This is a genomic window from Streptococcus infantarius subsp. infantarius ATCC BAA-102 (assembly GCF_000154985.1).
Classification (GTDB): Bacteria; Bacillota; Bacilli; order Lactobacillales; family Streptococcaceae; genus Streptococcus; species Streptococcus infantarius.
Window position 1 is genome coordinate 107014 of sequence record NZ_DS572691.1, and the last position, 16865, is coordinate 123878.

Consider the following 16865-nt stretch of genomic DNA (forward strand, 5'->3'; position numbering starts at 1 on the left):
ATTAGGAATGGCTATATTATAGAAGGCTTTCCTTAAATTGGTCTTAATCAATTTTCTTAAGATATTCTGCCAGCATCTTCTTTTGTGGTGTAGCCATGGGATAATCTTGAAGTTGGTCTAGTGAGACCCATCGGAGTTCTTTGTCTTTGGAAACTTCATCTGAAGTTACCATGCCTTCAATGAGCTCAATAGTCCATTTTTGGTGGCTAAAGGTGTGCTTGACTGGGCTAAATTCTCGCTTAGTCCAATCAGGAGTGACTTGGTAATCCTTTTCAAAAAGTGCTTTTTGTGAGACGGTTTTAAGAGAAGCAGTATTTTTTTCAAATAAATCTAGCTGCTGTCCGATAAAGTCTGTCTCCACGATTGGAAATGACCAGAAGCCGCCAAGCAAGCGCCCATCAAGATTTTTTTCTAATAAGAAATCACCGCCGTTATTTCGAATGACAAAAGCTTGAAGCTGTAGCGGCTTGGGCTTTTTCTTAGGCAGTTTAATGGGGTATTTGTCATAAGTCCCGTGTAAATAAGCTGCACTGAAAAAGCGAATCGGAGACTCATCTGGACGAGGATTCTTGGCTGATTCGATATCAGTCCCCAGATCCATCAGTGCTTGGTTAAAATCCCCAGGACGTTCTGGATCAATTAAGATTTCCATAATTGCCTGGAAAATCTTGCGATTTTTGGGTTCACCAATATCATAATTGACTTCAAAAAGGCGCGCCATGACGCGCATAACATTCCCATCAACAGCAGGTTCAGCAAGTCCAAAAGCAATACTAGAAATAGCTCCAGCAGTGTAAGGACCAATACCTTTTAAAGAAAGAATATCCTTGTGATTATCTGGAAAAACACCATCAAATTTTACCATGATTTCTTGCGCAGCCTTTTGCATGTTGCGCACGCGAGAGTAGTAACCAAGCCCTTCCCAAGCTTTTAGCAATTTATCCTCAGGAGCATTGGCTAAATCTTCAATCGTCGGGAACCATTTTAAAAAGCGTTCGTAATAAGGAATTACCGTCACCACTTGCGTCTGTTGCAGCATGATTTCAGAAATCCAGATAAAATAAGGATTCTTAGTTCTGCGCCAAGGTAGGTCGCGTTTTTCATTATCATACCAATTGAGCAGGGTACGGCGAAAAGAAGCAATCTTTTCATCGTCCCACATCTCAATCCCATAATCAGTTAAATTAATCATGTTTCCATTTTAGCAAAGTTCATATCTTAAGGGTAATAAAAGTTCTTGGAAAAAATTTTTAATAAAAAGCACATATCTCTTGACAAAAGGTAAGCGGTTACATTATAATAAAAGTGTAAAGAAGGATGACAAAAGAAACGAAGTAAGGAGGTAACAGTTCTTATGATGAAACCACATGTCGCCCGGTATAAAAATGGTGATAAAGTCTCTAGTCGGAGTTAAGTAGGCACAGTTAACTTTACGTTATGGAGGTGGCGCTTATGTTGAAATTAAACTTAGGACGCTATAAAAATGGTGATTAGTCACTTTGATTAGCCATAAAGATTTATACCTCAAATCTCAAAAAAATTTGTAACAAAAGAAACATCGGAGGAACGTCTTATGTTGATGATGAATGTAGGTTGTTACAAAAATGGAGACTAACAACTAGTTGAATTTAGGTCAATGAAGGAGTGATGTCACATTTTAGATGAAGATATTAATTGGAAGTGAACGATTAGAAATAGCTGGTGCAAGAAATAATACCGGTTGATCTTGTTGCTAGTAACAGTAGTAATCGAAAGGGCTTCTAATCATATTGCTTCCATGTTTGAAAAAAGCTTTTAATTTTTTAATGAAAGTTGTGATAGATGTGAAAGCAATCAATGTAGGCCGTTACAAAAATGGAGACTCAAAAAAGATATGGCGACGAGTCAGTCGCCCTATCAAAAAAACAGAAAAAATTTGATTATTATCGTTGTTATGTGAGTATTTTCAATTAATGGAGGTATCTTATGAACGTAGCAAGATATAAAAATGGTGATACTTTAGCTAATTGCATAAAATAGCTAAAGGAGTGATACCAATGTAAAAAAGTAGTGACAAAAAACTCATGGAGGTATATGTACAATGCTGAAAATGAATTTAAATCGCTATAAAAACGGAGATAATAATCTAACAGACTAACTCCTTATGAGAATGGTATGTTAGATAACATACGAAAAAATTTTTTTGAAGCTGAGATAAAAATTCTCGGCTTCTTTTTTATGGCTTTAAAATTAAAGAATTGCCATTATCGAAAAATCAATGAAAAAACTTTAGAAAATCTACAGAAAATCGTTGAGAGAAAAAAAGATTACAATAAAGTTAATAGAAAGCGCTTTATAATAAGTAGAAACGAGGCGATTTATGTGGGAAAAGAAAAATTTCGAAGATTAAAACGTATCGAACTATATGAAATCATGCTAGCTCAGAGTAAAGAAATCGACCGATTAAGAGATGAATTGGCAAAAGCCAATGAAAAATTAGAAAATCAAGAGATAAAACTAGCCAACGCTAGTTCTATCGCAGAAGCTTCCCTTAGTTTGACGAATGTTTTTGAAGAAAGCCAAAAAGCAGCAGACTTGTATCTTAAGAATGTCAAACAAATGAATGGAGAAGCGGAGTATGAAAAAGGATAACGAAATTACTCTTCCCACAACCAGTGAGATTGAAGAGTTATATAAAAAAGCGAAATACCATAAACTTTTTACCGAGAAGATAAGAAGCACGGTTTTTATGTTAATTGTAGTAGCCGCCTTTGCGATTTTGGTAGCTATGCTTTACCTTCCAACCCTCAGGATCTATGGGAAATCCATGAAGGGGATGCTAGATAGTGGAGATGTGGTCTTGACAGTTAAAAGTAATCACTTTAGGACAGGAGACATCGTCGCTTTTTATTACAACAACAATATTTTGGTAAAACGAGTTATTGCAGAATCGGGTGATTGGGTTAACATCACCAAGGATGGAACGGTTTATGTCAATAGCAAAAAAATAAAAGAACCTTATATCGAACACAAATCTTATGGTGAGACAAACATTAAGTTTCCTTACCAAGTTCCAGAAAACCGTATTTTCGTTTTGGGAGAAAACCGTAGCGTTTCGATTGATTCACGAAATACTTCTGTTGGTACAGTTTCTTATGAACAATTAGTTGGTAAACTAATTTTTAGAATCTGGCCTTTATCAGATATTGGTACTCTAAATTAAAAGTAATTGTCGACATATTTTCACTGATGTTTTAGGAGGGAAGGAGAGTGAAAAATCGATGAGAAATTTTTTTAGACGAAAAGATTTAATCAAGAATCATAAAAAACTCGCTACTTTCCTTGCCGTTATAGTAGCTCTGGTGACAGCTTATCTTTTGATTTTACCAGCTATCACTCTTGATAATAAGACTGCTTTGCAAGATCCTGGTATAGAAGTTGAACAAAGTAGTCAGTCGCCGCCATCACTACCGGCACCACAGGATAATCAGTTAGGATCTGCAACAGAAAGTTCCTCAGTTGATACGTCAAATAGCGGTGCTACACAAGCAGCAAGTGATGAGCCTGATTTGATCACACAAGCGACAACCTTGACAGCACAAAATCAAGATTACACGATTAAAGCTGATGTTGATGAAAAGGCACAGTTGCCTAAGGATACGACATTGACCGTCAAGGAAATCAAAAATGACGATGCTGCTTATCAAGCGAATTATGAAAAAGTACAAAATTCTCTAGTAGGAAAGAACATCGAAAGTGTTCTTCTCTACGATATTTCTTTTGAATCAAATGGTCAAAAGGTTGAACCAAAAGCTGACGTTAAGGTGACAATCACACCGAAAGAAGCTGTGAATGCCAAAGATAACTTTGATGTTTTGCATTTTCCTGATGATGGTTCACAAGAAAATATTTCGCAAAAAGATGTCAAAGAAATCGATCATAAGATTACATCAGTTTCTTTTGATAATAGTCAATTTTCAGCTTATGCCTTGGTAACATCAAGCAATCCTTCTGAGTCAAAAGCAAATCTTAATAAAGTTGGTGGTCCGAGATCAACAACTACTCATAATGTGACCTTCAAGTACACTGATAATGCAGGTGTTGAACATGAAATGGCAACCGCACAAATTGTCGATGGAGGAATAATTTCAGTCTTCCCAATCAAGATTATCTGACTTTAGTGACATGTACACCTTACGGGATAAATACCCAACGTCTACTGGTACGCGGGCACCGCATTCCAAATGCTGATGGTGAAGCTAAGACCACTTCCGATGCCATGCAGCTCAATGCGTTATATATTGCACCGTTTATCGGTATTCCAATCTGCCTTGTTATTGTTATCTATATCTTTGTTACAACAAGTAGCAGGTACCTCAAACGTCATGGTGACCGAGTTGGTAAATACCTCAGTCAAAAGGGACTTAAACGACCACAAATGAACTCTAAAAACTACCAAGAAACGATTAATCAATTAAAAATAATTTTTAAGGATGATTAAAAAAGAATTGAAGATGAGCGATAAGCTCATCTTTTTTTGTTACGCTTTCACAAAGTTTTTGTTAAGTCAATTTGAAGTTTATATTAAAAGTTAAATACAAGACTTAATTTTGCAACAATTCATAAAATTTATGCTATAATTGGAGTTATACTAGCGAAAAGCGAGGTAAGAATATGTGGGTTGTTAGGAAGATGTACTGGCGCAGTGGTCAGCAGTTCGTTCAAGCACAAAAGATTTTTGAAAGTCGTGAAGAAGCAAATGCTTTTAGAAAAGAATTAGATTTTGCAACGGAGATTTATGAGACAAACTTAGCCGTTTCTAATAAAGGCGATTTTTAAGCAAAGAAGCAGAGCACACCTGCTTTTTTGTTTTGGGGATTTTTGGGAAAATAAAATGGTAAAAAATTTAGGATAAAAACACTTTCTTTTCCGCATATCTCTTGCGCAATTTCTGAAGCTATAGTATAATGGTTTATTGTGAGTATACCTCACTTACTCGTGATTTCGGTCACGGGTCATTAGACCAAAAGGAGGAAAAATATCAATGGCTAAATACGAAATTCTTTACATTATTCGTCCAAACATTGAAGAAGAAGCTAAAAACGCTTTGGTAGCACGCTTTGACTCTATCTTGACTGACAACGGTGCAACTGTTGTTGAATCAAAAGACTGGGAAAAACGTCGTCTTGCATACGAAATCAAAGATTTCCGCGAAGGACTTTACCACGTTGTTAACGTTGAAGCAGAAGATGCTGTAGCTCTTAACGAGTTCGACCGTCTTTCAAAAATCAACGGTGACATTCTTCGTCACATGATCGTTAAACTTGACGCGTAAGAAGGTATTTTATGATTAATAATGTAGTACTTGTCGGTCGCATGACCCGCGATGCAGAACTCCGTTACACACCATCTAATCAAGCAGTTGCGACATTTACACTTGCTGTAAACCGTAACTTCAAGAATCAAAATGGTGAACGCGAAGCAGATTTTATTAACTGTGTTATTTGGCGTCAGCAAGCTGAAAACTTGGCTAACTGGGCTAAAAAAGGTACATTGGTTGGTGTTACTGGTCGTATTCAGACTCGTAACTATGAAAACCAACAAGGCCAACGTGTTTACATAACTGAGGTCGTTGCAGATAATTTCCAAATCTTGGAAAGTCGTGCTACACGTGAAGGTCAATCAAGTGGTTCTTACAACGGTGGATTTAACAACAATTCATCATTGGATGGATCTTCTAATGGTGGTTTCTCATCACAATCTTCACAACAAACACCTAACTTCGGTCGTGACGAAAGCCCATTTGGTAATTCAAACCCAATGGATATTTCAGATGACGATCTTCCATTCTAATGGATATGGACACCTCAAGTGTTAAACTTGAAACAACAATAATATAAAGGAGAATAAAACATGGCTCAACAACGTCGTGGCGGATTCAAACGCCGTAAAAAAGTTGATTACATCGCAGCTAACAAAATTGAATATGTTGATTACAAAGATACTGAGCTTCTTAGCCGTTTCGTTTCAGAACGTGGTAAAATTCTTCCACGTCGCGTAACTGGAACTTCAGCTAAAAACCAACGTAAAGTAACAACAGCTATCAAACGCGCTCGCGTTATGGCTCTTATGCCATTCGTAAACGAAGACTAATTCGTTGCGGTGAACAGAAAAAACGACTTCGAAAGAGGTCGTTTTTTTGTGTGGAAAAATTTTTTTGAGTTTACAAGTTGAAATTATTGTTTTATAATAATTTCAAGAATATGATTGTTGTAAAACAATAATTTAGAGGGAGACTTATGAAAGAGATTGCTTTAAAAGTTGGAAGAGAAGTTGTTAAGATAATATGCTATTTATCGATTGTAGGTATGATTTTGATGGGATTTGGTATCTTTGCAGTGTTTTTTGCTGGGCAAAATCATGGTGGCCTATTTACTTTGGATTATGGTTATCAAAGAGTTCAGGTCTCTGTTTGGATTCCGATTGTTGTCTTAATAATGGCTATGATTATTTTTTATCTTCTATTTAGGATAATGCGAGCTTTGGATAAGTTGTTGATAAATTTTCAAGATGAAGAGTATTTTTGCTCCGAAAACATCAATTTGCTTTCTAAAGTTCTTCTTTATCAGATTTTATTCACAGGAATTCAATTGCTTGTTAATATCTTGCTTAATTTTTCTAAAATAGCAGATACAAGTAGCTTATTTGATTTATCTTTTAAAGATTATCTTGTGAATATTGTTTTTATCATTATCAATGATATTGCTATTGTTGTGCTAAAACGTGGTTATGAATTGCAAAAAGATCACGATGAGATTATTTGATATGGAAGAAATAAAAGTACATTTAGATAAGGTGTTAAAATCAAGAAATATCACCTCTAAGGAGCTGGCTGAGAAAATAGGAATCACTGAGGCAAATTTGTCTATTCTGAAGACTGGAAAGGCAAAAGGGGTCAGGTTTAATACCTTGATGAGTATTTGTAGAGAGTTGAATTGTCAGCCGGGAGATATTTTAGAATATAGGAGAGATTATGGTGAAAGTAATTGAGGGTTTGGGAGTGACTTTATTATTTGGACTGTTATCGGGTTGTGGCATTATCTCAGAAGCTACTTATGATACCGCTCCGCTGGTGCCATTAAAAACTGAAAGTAGTCAAGCTTATCAAAGTGAAGAATAACTAAATGTTAAAAATATTTTGGTGGTAAATAAAGACGAGGTTTTACCTTTAGAGAATCACTTTTCTGGGACAGTATATATCATGTTTACAAAAGAAGATCTGAAAAAAGGTCTGAAGACTGATTTTTTACTGAATGACAAATCATTAACAGATGTTAAAGAAGACAGTCAGGATGATTTCAATATTCGTTACCACAAGAAAACATATTTCTCAGACTAAAAAAATTACGATTGAAAATCTTGATCAGATTAAAATGACCTCAACTTGGTCAGATGACGTTGTTTTGAGTTTGCGTTCTAAGTAAAAAATAACCTCACTAAACCTTATGCTTAGTGAGGTTATTTTTATTGTTGTGGTGTCATTGCGTTTAGGATATTGTATTTCTTTTGTAGGAAATAACGTCCGACAAGTGACACAGCACCGATGATTAACATGACGATTGGTGGTAATTGTGGGTTAAGAACGGCTGGTAAGAATGCAGTTGCTGTGTATAGGAGAACCCAACCAAGCATTGCTAAACCAAGTACAAGGAAAGTTTTTTTCCAACCTGGTCGTTCGCTCTTAGGTTTACCAGCGAAGCGATAGATGAAGTGGTAAGTTGCGTACATAGCAGCACCCCCACCAAAACCAAGGGCAAGAAGTGAGAAAAGTCCAGAGCTAGTTGCTGCTGAATTAAAGAACCCCATAAGGGCGTTAAGTAGAGCAACGATTCCGATGAAAAGAAGTGATGTATCTAACCACATTAACCAAGGGTTATCATTTTTCTTTTCTTGGTTTGCTTTAGCATCAGAAGCTTTTTCAGTGAAAGAAGCAGCCCAAACCGTTGGTGCACCAAGAAGGGCACGAGCAGTTAAGCCTTTTTTCTGATTTTCAATGATTGTTGGTAAAACTTCTTCCAAAATTGCTTGGATTTCTTCGTCAGATTTACCATCTTCAATCAATTGATTAGTAGCAATGTGAATAAATTCTTGGTTCTTTTTAGTAAGATTAGTTAAATCCATAAATATTCTCCTGTATAAGGTCTTATAAGATAAAGCCAGTTATTAGTTAGAGAAAACAAAACCTTTGGTTTTTCTAACTAATAAATGCCTAAAATTTCATTTTCAATAAAGTCACAACGAGAGAGAAACGATTCGATAATAATCGCTTTTCAAACTAGTCAGAGAGTTAGGAAAGCTCCAACAAAATTACGACATGAGTAAAGCAATTCGATAATAATTGCTTTACAAATAGTGAGCTGCCTAGGAAGAATCCTGATAGATTCTTCCGTATTTCTGTTAGCGACTTTAGTTGCGTAAGTAGGTGATGGTTGTTAAGACGAGAGAAGAGTGATTCGATATTAATCACTTTTCGAGCTAGTAAGTGGTTTAGGTTGTCTCAAAATAGAGACAATCGTATTTTTACTAGTAACTTTAGTTACAGTAAAAATTAATCAATTAAAACCATTTCTTCCTGAAGAAGTAGAATACCACGGACAAGCTCATGGCAGCGGCGATGAAGACGATGTACCAAAAGGCATGTGGTAGACCATTTAATGGTAACCAGTTGTTTTGGAAGTTCATCCCGTAGGCAGAGAAGATAACCGTTGGAATATCAAGTGCCATGGTCATCAAAGCCAAGGTTTTCATGATGGTATTCTGGTTGTTGTTGATGATTGAAGCGGTTGTTTCAGTCATGGCATTCAAGACATTTTCATAAATGCTAGCCATCTCAATCGCCTGTTGTGTTTCAATCAAAGTATCTTCAAGCAAATCTTCGTCTTCGATGTATTTTTTCAAAGAGCTGGTACTACTCGAAAGTTTTTTAACGATACGTTCATTGAATTTCAATGAGGCTTTCAAGTAGACGATAGATTTTTCAAGCTCCATCATGTCGATGAGTTGTTCATTACGTGTGGCATTTTCCAATTCTGCTTCGATTCGGTCACTTTGACGGTCGATAGAACGAAGGGCTGTTAGGAATAGCTCTGCGTTACGATAAAGCAGTTGGAAAACAAAGCGTGTCTTCATGAAGGTATAGAAGTTTTTCACACGACGATTGAAGAAGTTATCAAATAAGGTTAATTCTTGTAAACACGTTGTGATAACAGCGTTGTCAGTTACGATGATACCTAGTGGAATTGTCACATAATAGCTTTTGTTATTACGTTCTTCGTAGGTTGGTACGTCGACGATAATCAAAGTGTAATCGTCTTCGACAGAAATACGTGATGTTTCTTCAAGGTCGAGTGGCGCACGAAGGTCTGTGATATCGATATTAAATTGTTCGGCTAAACTCACAGACTCTTCCTGGGAGGGGTTAACTAAATTAATCCAAGCTCCTGGCTCGAATGTATTGATTTCTTTAAACTCTAACGCTGTTGATAGAAACATTTGTTCCATAAAAACAACCCCTCCTTTTGCGATGAGATACAAGAACTATTAAACTATGATAACTAGTTAGGACCACCAGCGATAGTGCCGTCTTTAGTTCTTGTTCAATGATTTTTTTAAGTTGTAAAATAATCTCTTTTTAGACAAAATTCTACGTACTAGTCTATTATACTACAATTAGCAGTTTTTGGGGACAGAGAAAAGTAGAAAATTTGTTATAATGAAATAAGAAGAAAATGTACTCGCAAAGAAAGGATGGAAAGCTAAGCGTGGCCTAGTGTCAAGCTTAGCTTATCTCATAGATTATGCAAGATAAATTGATTATTCGTGGGGCTCGTGCCCACAATTTAAAAAATGTCAATGTTGAGATTCCGCGGGACAAATTAGTTGTTGTGACTGGTTTGTCGGGGTCTGGAAAATCAAGTTTGGCATTTGATACGATTTACGCAGAAGGGCAACGTCGTTACGTTGAAAGCTTGTCTGCTTATGCCCGCATGTTTCTTGGTAATATGGAAAAACCAGATGTGGATTCGATTGAAGGTCTTAGCCCAGCTATTTCCATTGACCAAAAAACAACAAGTAAAAACCCGCGCTCTACTGTAGGAACAACGACAGAAATCAATGATTATCTGCGCCTTTTGTACGCTCGTGTGGGGACGCCTTACTGTATTAATGGGCACGGTGCTATTACGGCATCATCTGTTGAACAGATTGTTGATAAGGTATTGGAATTACCTGAGCGCACAAGAATGCAAATTTTAGCGCCTGTTGTGCGTCGCAAAAAAGGTCAACACAAGACGATTTTTGATCGCATTCAAAAAGATGGTTATGTACGTGTACGCGTGGATGGTGACATTTTTGATATTTCAGAAGTTCCTGAGTTATCTAAGAGTAAAATACACAACATCGAGATTGTCGTGGACCGTTTGATTAATAAAGAGGGCATTCGTTCACGTCTTTTTGATTCTGTGGAAGCAGCCCTTCGTTTGGCAGATGGTTATGTCATTATCGATACCATGGATGGCAATGAATTGCTTTTTTCTGAACATTATTCATGTCCAGTATGTGGCTTTACTGTTCCCGAATTAGAACCACGTTTATTTTCATTTAATGCGCCATTTGGTTCATGTCCAACCTGTGATGGTTTGGGAAATAAATTGGAAGTCGACTTGGATTTGGTGATTCCTGACCGCAGTAAAACGCTTCGTGAGGGGGCTTTAGCACCATGGAATCCAATCTCATCAAACTACTATCCTGCTATGCTTGAGCAAGCTATGGAAACTTTTGGTGTTGATATGGATACGCCTTTTGAAGACTTGACTGAAGAAGAGCAAAATCTTGTACTTTACGGTTCTGGTGAGCGTGAATTCCATTTCCACTATGTCAATGATTTCGGTGGTGAACGCAATATTGATCTTCCTTTTGAGGGTGTTGTTAACAATATCAATCGTCGTTACCATGAGACAAATAGTGATTTTACCCGCAATGTCATGCGCGGCTACATGAATGAATTGCCATGTCCAACTTGTCATGGTTACCGTTTGAATAATCAAGCGCTCTGTGTTCGTGTGGGTGGTGAAAATGGTTTGAATATTGGGCAAGTGTCTGATTTGTCAGTTGCTGACCACTTGGAACTCTTGAATCATCTAGAACTCTCTGAAAATGAAAAAACGATTGCCACACCAATCGTTAAGGAAATCAAAGACCGTTTAACTTTCTTAAATAACGTGGGATTGAATTATTTGACCTTGTCACGTTCTGCGGGGACTTTGTCAGGTGGTGAAAGTCAACGTATTCGCTTGGCGACACAAATTGGTTCAAACTTGTCGGGTGTCCTTTATATCCTTGATGAACCGTCAATTGGTCTTCATCAACGTGACAATGATCGCTTGATTGATAGCTTGAAGAAGATGCGTGATCTTGGTAATACCTTGATTGTTGTTGAACACGATGAAGACACTATGCGTCAAGCTGACTGGCTGATTGATGTCGGACCAGGTGCGGGTGAATTTGGTGGACAAATCGTGGCATCTGGTACGCCAGAAGATGTTGCCAAAAATAAAAAATCAATTACAGGGCAGTATTTGTCTGGAGCAAAAGAAATTCCTGTGCCACTAGAACGTCGTAAAGGAAATGGGCGCGTGCTTGGTGTCAAAGGTGCTTCTGAAAATAACCTGCAAAATATTGATGTGACTTTCCCACTTGGTAAATTCATTGCGGTGACAGGTGTTTCGGGTTCTGGAAAATCAACCTTGGTTAACAGTATTTTGAAAAAAGCTGTTGCTCAAAAATTGAATCGCAATTCTGCCAAACCTGGTAAACACAAGGCACTTGAGGGCATTGAAAACATTGAACGCTTGATTGACATTGACCAAAGCCCAATCGGTCGTACGCCGCGTTCAAATCCTGCAACTTACACAGGTGTTTTTGATGATATTCGTGACCTTTTTGCTAAGACCAATGAAGCTAAGATTCGTGGTTACAAAAAAGGACGTTTCTCATTTAACGTCAAAGGTGGACGTTGCGAGGCTTGCTCTGGTGACGGAATTATCAAGATTGAAATGCACTTCTTGCCAGATGTTTACGTACCTTGCGAGGTTTGTCATGGCACACGTTATAACAGTGAAACGCTTGAAGTTCATTACAAAGACAAAAATATCGCTGAAATTCTTGATATGACAGTCAATGATGCGGTTGAATTCTTTGCACCAATCCCTAAAATCGCACGCAAATTGCAAACTATCAAAGACGTTGGACTTGGTTATGTTACTCTTGGACAACCAGCCACAACACTGTCTGGTGGTGAAGCACAGCGTATGAAATTAGCGAGTGAACTTCACAAACGCTCAACTGGTAAGAGCCTTTATATCCTTGATGAACCAACGACAGGTCTTCACACAGATGACATTGCTCGTCTACTTAAAGTCCTTCAACGTTTCGTGGATGATGGAAATACCGTGCTTGTTATTGAACACAATCTTGATGTGATTAAGACAGCTGACTATATTATCGACCTTGGACCAGAAGGCGGTGTTGGTGGCGGACAAATCGTTGCCACAGGCACACCAGAAGAAGTCGCCAAAGTCAAAGAATCCTTCACAGGACAATATTTGAAAGATAAATTGAAGTAAAAAAGTCCAGGTAAGTTATCTTGCCTGGCTTTTGTGTTATATGGAGCCAATTTATGGGGAACGGCGCAGTTCTGCTGCTGTTGAGATTTATTGGAGGATTTATGTCTTATTCAAAAGAAGTTAATCGGTATGTTTTTCCGTTGATTGCAACAAATATTGCACAGCTTTTGATTAATCAATTGTCACTGCATTTTGCGGTTAATGACTCAAGCGTGGCACTTTCTGGAATATCTGTGATTCAAAATTTCTTGTTTGACTTTGGTGGGATTTTAGGCGCTTTTAGCTTATCCTTTAATATCAAAGGGGCGCAAGCTTTTGCGGAAAATGACAAGAAGCATTTTAAAGATTTGTTTAAGTCCTCTTTATTACTTGATGTGGTGATAGGTGCTAGCTTTTTAGTTCTATGTGTAGTTTTTAGAAAATCTTTTTTACGTTTATTTTATGGATTTTCAGGAGAATTGCTTGGCTTATCAACACTTTATCTCGTTATTATGTCACCGTATATTCTTCTGACCTTGTTAACATTTTTGTTGACAAATGTTTTAAAAGTTGAAAACCAAACCGATTTTTTGGATTGGGCTTGTTAGCTCGCTGCTTGATGTGGTGATGAATTACTATCTGGTTCTAATTTTTGGAGTGAAGGGTGCAGCGATTTCGGCTATAACTTCTTTGTTTTTAGTGGTTTTGGCTTATTTTTATTTAGTTCATGATGTGATTTTTGAGGCTTTGAAATCTCAGTCAACTTGTAAAAAAGAGTTAATTCTTTTTGGGATTCCTTTAACCATTCAGGCAATTTTTGAGAGTGTTCTTTTTATCATGGCATTTGATGCTTTGATGGGAAGATAGGGGTTAGAAATTCTCTCTATCTATGCAGTGATTAGTCAGCTATTTTCAATAGTTCGTTTGCCTGCTTATATGTATGCTGGTACGGTTTCTGTCTTTTTGCCGCAGGCTAGTCAAAAGCATGAAAATAAGTCATTTATGCGCGTGATTTATCGAAATAGTTATCTAATGAGTTTTGGATTTGCTGTGATAGTGACGCTTTGTGCTAATGTCTTTGCAAACTTTTTATCAAGTCAAATCAATACAAATATCATTGCGCTTACGGCATTTACTATGCTAGTCATGGCAGCCACACCACTTTACGAAAGTTCAAAAATGCTTCTGCAAAGTTGTCATGCTGAAAAATGGGTGGTCAGTATGACGACTGTGGTCAATCTGCTAAGCATCGCTGTTTTACTAATCATTCAATTTCTGGGTCTTCAAAGCTACCAATCGCTTTATTTTATTTACGGCTTAAGCCTAGTTATTCTAAGTATTTTGTTCATCAAAAAAGCAAATTCAATAACTTAAAAGAACCTGATGGTTCTTTTTTTACGATAAAATTGATTTACCAGATAAGTATTTTGTGAAAAAAACGTGAAAAAGGCGATCGTTTCAAGGATTTTCTGGTATAATTATTTTAAAAAACGAGTGAGGGAGAGTTTCATGTTAGCAAGACTGAAAAGATTTGATGCTAAGTTAGATGAAAAAGAGCTGGACGCCATGTTGGTGACTGGTCAAAATAATATTTATTATTTGACAGGTTTTTGGGGGACAGCAGCAACTGTCTTTATTTCCAAAACACGTCGTTTGTTCGTAACGGATGCTCGCTACACTTTGATTGCTAAGCAAACGGTTCAAGGATTTGATATCATCGAAAGCAGAGATGCACTTTCTGAAATTGCTAAGGCGATTGCGTCTGATGCGATTTCGACGATTGGTTTTGATAGTCAGGTGTCATTTGCTTATTATCAGACTTTGCAGGGTGTGTTTGCAGGTTATGATTTGGTAGCTACGACGAATTTCATGGAAGAATTACGCATGATTAAAGATACTTCTGAAATTGCGACCATCCGAAAAGCTTGTTCGATTTCTGACCGTGCCTTTACAGACATGCTTGATTTCATCAAACCTGGGCAAACAACAGAATTGCAAGTAGCAAACTTCCTTGATTTTCGTATGCGGGAGTACGGAGCTTCTGGGGTATCTTTTGAAACCATTGCAGTATCAGGTTACCGCTCTGCTATGCCTCACGGCGTAGCCAGTGAGAAAGTTATCCAGTCAGGCGAAACCTTGACCCTCGATTTTGGTTGCTACTACAATCATTATGTCAGCGACATGACGCGTACCATCCATATTGGTGAGACGACTGACGAAGAGCGTGAGATTTATGATGTGGTTTTGCGCGCTAATCAAGCTGTGATTGATTCGGTCAAAGCTGGTATGACACGCCGTGATTATGATAAGCTAGCGCGTGATGTGATTGAAAAAGCTGGTTATGGTGAGCACTTCACACACGGAATTGGTCATGGAATTGGACTTGATATTCACGAAATCCCATTCTTTGGAAATTCTGATGAATTGGTTGAAGTCGGCATGACCATCACCGATGAACCAGGCATATACCTTGATAACAAATACGGTGTGCGTATCGAAGATGACCTTGTGGTCACTGAAAAAGGGTGCGAGGTTCTGACCTTGGCACCGAAAGAATTGATTGTCTTGTAATCACTATGCGTTTAGAAAAGGAGGAAAACAATGACTGAAAGACTTTCTTGGGAAGATTATTTTATGGCAAATGCGGAGTTGATTTCAAAACGCTCAACTTGTGATCGTGCCTTTGTCGGAGCTGTTTTGGTTAAAGATAATCGTATCATCGCCACTGGTTACAATGGTGGTGTTTCTGAAACTGATAACTGTAGCGAAGCAGGACATAAAATGGAAGACGGTCATTGTATTCGTACCGTTCACGCTGAAATGAATGCTCTTATCCAGTGTGCTAAAGAAGGTATCTCAACCAAAGGCACAGAAATTTACGTGACCCATTTTCCGTGTATCAACTGTACCAAAGCGCTTCTTCAGGCAGGGATTAAGAAGATTACTTACAAAACAGCTTACCGCATGCATCCATTTGCTATCGAATTGATGAAACAAAAAGGTGTCGAATGCGTTCAGCACGATGTCCCAGAAGTGAGACTTGGCATGGATGATTTTGATGACTAATAAAAAGAGCACTCAAAAGAAGTGCTCTTTTAGTCTTTTTAGTTCAATTTATCTTTTAGAATTTTTTCATCAACTTCGGAAGCTGGCGTCCAACCTTTTTTAACAAATCATTGATGTAAAAGTTGTTGTATAAAATAGCAAAAGCAATGTTTAAGCCAAGTCCGATGCCAGTATCAACATTAAGGCTTAGTGAGAGCATTCCCCCTAAAATCATTGCTCCAAGCATAATGCCAAGCCATTTCCAATCTTTACGAAAAAGTGGCACAAAGCAATAAAAGAATAGCGTTGTCCAGCTGAAACCAACTTTAACTTCTTTAATCTCTCCCTCTGGACTCTCAAGTTTCACTTTCATATTCAGTAAATCTCCCTTTTTAATAAATTTCTAGTGTTTTATTGTATCAAAATTGGATTTTTTTAACAATGAAGTCTAAAATAGTAGGAGAGGGTTATTCTTTTGAAACCCAAAAAGATTTGAGCCATAACGTATTTTATGGTAAAATGAAGTGATAAATAATTTATAAGAGGTAATTAATAAATGATTGAAGCAAGTAAGCTTAGAGCAGGTATGACTTTCGTAACATCTGATGGAAAACTCATCAAAGTTCTCGAAGCAAGCCACCACAAACCAGGTAAAGGTAACACAGTTATGCGTATGAAACTCCGTGACGTACGTACTAGTTCAACATTCGATACAACTTACCGTCCAGAAGAAAAATTCGAACAAGCAATCATCGAAACACGTGCTGCACAATACCTTTACAAAATGGATGACACAGCATACTTCATGGATTCTGAAAGCTACGAACAATATGAAATTCCAGTTGCTAACGTAGAACAAGAATTGCTTTACATTCTTGAAAACTCAGAAGTTAAAATCCAATTCTACGGAACTGAAGTTATCGGTGTAACTGTTCCTACAACTGTTGAATTGACAGTTACTGATACTCAACCATCAATCAAAGGTGCTACAGTTACTGGTTCTGGTAAACCTGCAACTCTTGAAACAGGTCTTGTTGTTAACGTACCAGACTTTATCGAAATCGGTCAAAAATTGGTAATCAATACGCAAGAAGGTACTTACGTATCACGTGCCTAAACTTGCCAATAGAGAGGGCACCGCTCTCTTTACTTTTTAATCCTTAAATTTAATTAGAAAGG

At 37.5% G+C, this 16865-nt stretch carries 20 protein-coding genes and 1 pseudogene; 17 read left to right on the forward strand and 4 right to left on the reverse strand.

What is annotated here, in order from left to right; translation table 11 throughout:
- Positions 1 to 43: 43 nt before the first annotated feature.
- Positions 44 to 1192 carry an A/G-specific adenine glycosylase gene (gene mutY / locus STRINF_RS05080; RefSeq protein ID WP_006531970.1) on the reverse strand — a complete coding sequence of 383 codons (1149 nt, stop codon included), beginning with the start codon at positions 1190 to 1192 and terminating at the stop codon, positions 44 to 46.
- Positions 1193 to 2361: 1169 nt separating this feature from the next.
- Between mutY and STRINF_RS10535 the strand changes: the two genes are divergently transcribed.
- The 12 genes from STRINF_RS10535 (at position 2362) to STRINF_RS10160 (ending at position 7378) form a co-directional block, all read left to right on the forward strand.
- Positions 2362 to 2631: a DNA repair protein gene (locus tag STRINF_RS10535; RefSeq protein ID WP_398577246.1), complete on the forward strand. Its 270-nt coding sequence runs from the start codon at positions 2362 to 2364 to the stop codon at positions 2629 to 2631.
- Complete coding sequence (gene lepB / locus STRINF_RS05090) at positions 2618 to 3202, forward strand: signal peptidase I (RefSeq protein WP_006531973.1); 585 nt, start codon at positions 2618 to 2620, stop codon at positions 3200 to 3202. The genes STRINF_RS10535 and lepB overlap by 14 nt, the downstream gene beginning before the upstream one ends.
- Before the next feature lie 58 nt (positions 3203 to 3260).
- Entirely contained in the window at positions 3261 to 4154 is an 894-nt protein-coding gene (locus STRINF_RS05095) for a hypothetical protein (protein ID WP_006531974.1), read from the forward strand.
- A 5-nt stretch (positions 4155 to 4159) separates the two neighbouring features.
- The gene (locus tag STRINF_RS10155; RefSeq protein ID WP_006531975.1) at positions 4160 to 4480 is read left to right on the forward strand and encodes a hypothetical protein; all 321 of its coding nucleotides are present in this window, start codon (positions 4160 to 4162) and stop codon (positions 4478 to 4480) included.
- Between the two features lie 191 nt (positions 4481 to 4671).
- A complete protein-coding gene (locus tag STRINF_RS05105) occupies positions 4672 to 4818 on the forward strand; it encodes an ATP-dependent protease (RefSeq protein ID WP_223903580.1) in 147 nt (48 codons plus the stop codon).
- 205 nt (positions 4819 to 5023) lie between these two features.
- Complete coding sequence (gene rpsF / locus STRINF_RS05110; protein WP_006531977.1) at positions 5024 to 5314, forward strand: 30S ribosomal protein S6; 291 nt, start codon at positions 5024 to 5026, stop codon at positions 5312 to 5314.
- 11 nt (positions 5315 to 5325) lie between these two features.
- Positions 5326 to 5832, forward strand: coding sequence for a single-stranded DNA-binding protein (locus STRINF_RS05115; RefSeq protein WP_006531978.1), 507 nt, complete (start codon positions 5326 to 5328; stop codon positions 5830 to 5832).
- Between the two features lie 60 nt (positions 5833 to 5892).
- Positions 5893 to 6132, forward strand: a complete 240-nt coding sequence (rpsR, locus tag STRINF_RS05120; RefSeq protein WP_000068664.1) for a 30S ribosomal protein S18 — start codon at positions 5893 to 5895, stop codon at positions 6130 to 6132.
- Positions 6133 to 6278: 146 nt separating this feature from the next.
- Positions 6279 to 6803, forward strand: a complete 525-nt coding sequence (locus STRINF_RS05125) for a heme biosynthesis HemY N-terminal domain-containing protein (protein WP_006531979.1) — start codon at positions 6279 to 6281, stop codon at positions 6801 to 6803.
- 1 nt (position 6804) lies between these two features.
- Complete coding sequence (locus tag STRINF_RS05130; protein WP_043878352.1) at positions 6805 to 7029, forward strand: helix-turn-helix domain-containing protein; 225 nt, start codon at positions 6805 to 6807, stop codon at positions 7027 to 7029.
- A complete protein-coding gene (locus STRINF_RS10315) occupies positions 7013 to 7159 on the forward strand; it encodes a hypothetical protein (protein ID WP_006531981.1) in 147 nt (48 codons plus the stop codon). The genes STRINF_RS05130 and STRINF_RS10315 overlap by 17 nt, the downstream gene beginning before the upstream one ends.
- An 81-nt stretch (positions 7160 to 7240) precedes the next feature.
- Entirely contained in the window at positions 7241 to 7378 is a 138-nt protein-coding gene (locus STRINF_RS10160; RefSeq protein ID WP_155809590.1) for a hypothetical protein, read from the forward strand.
- Between the two features lie 125 nt (positions 7379 to 7503).
- On the opposite strand, the gene STRINF_RS05140 is transcribed toward STRINF_RS10160, so the two are convergent.
- Both STRINF_RS05140 and STRINF_RS05145 read right to left on the reverse strand, forming a co-directional pair.
- Complete coding sequence (locus tag STRINF_RS05140; RefSeq protein WP_006531984.1) at positions 7504 to 8160, reverse strand: DUF1129 domain-containing protein; 657 nt, start codon at positions 8158 to 8160, stop codon at positions 7504 to 7506.
- 435 nt (positions 8161 to 8595) lie between these two features.
- Entirely contained in the window at positions 8596 to 9540 is a 945-nt protein-coding gene (locus STRINF_RS05145; RefSeq protein WP_006531985.1) for a magnesium transporter CorA family protein, read from the reverse strand.
- A gap of 296 nt (positions 9541 to 9836) precedes the next feature.
- Between STRINF_RS05145 and uvrA the strand changes: the two genes are divergently transcribed.
- The 4 genes and pseudogenes from uvrA to STRINF_RS05165 all read left to right on the forward strand — a co-directional run bounded on the left by uvrA (position 9837) and on the right by STRINF_RS05165 (position 15707).
- A complete protein-coding gene (gene uvrA / locus STRINF_RS05150; protein ID WP_006531986.1) occupies positions 9837 to 12662 on the forward strand; it encodes an excinuclease ABC subunit UvrA in 2826 nt (941 codons plus the stop codon).
- Positions 12663 to 12763: 101 nt separating this feature from the next.
- Positions 12764 to 14015: pseudogene (locus STRINF_RS10805) on the forward strand (MATE family efflux transporter).
- Between the two features lie 135 nt (positions 14016 to 14150).
- Positions 14151 to 15212 carry a M24 family metallopeptidase gene (locus STRINF_RS05160; protein ID WP_043878353.1) on the forward strand — a complete coding sequence of 354 codons (1062 nt, stop codon included), beginning with the start codon at positions 14151 to 14153 and terminating at the stop codon, positions 15210 to 15212.
- A 30-nt stretch (positions 15213 to 15242) separates the two neighbouring features.
- The gene (locus STRINF_RS05165) at positions 15243 to 15707 is read left to right on the forward strand and encodes a deoxycytidylate deaminase (RefSeq protein WP_006531991.1); all 465 of its coding nucleotides are present in this window, start codon (positions 15243 to 15245) and stop codon (positions 15705 to 15707) included.
- Positions 15708 to 15762: 55 nt separating this feature from the next.
- Here the strand turns inward: STRINF_RS05165 and STRINF_RS05170 are convergent, their stop codons facing one another.
- Positions 15763 to 16059, reverse strand: coding sequence for a hypothetical protein (locus tag STRINF_RS05170; RefSeq protein ID WP_006531992.1), 297 nt, complete (start codon positions 16057 to 16059; stop codon positions 15763 to 15765).
- A gap of 183 nt (positions 16060 to 16242) precedes the next feature.
- Here STRINF_RS05170 and efp point away from each other — a divergent pair, with 183 nt between their 5' ends.
- The gene (gene efp / locus STRINF_RS05175; RefSeq protein ID WP_006531993.1) at positions 16243 to 16803 is read left to right on the forward strand and encodes an elongation factor P; all 561 of its coding nucleotides are present in this window, start codon (positions 16243 to 16245) and stop codon (positions 16801 to 16803) included.
- The last annotated feature ends 62 nt before the right edge of the window (positions 16804 to 16865 follow it).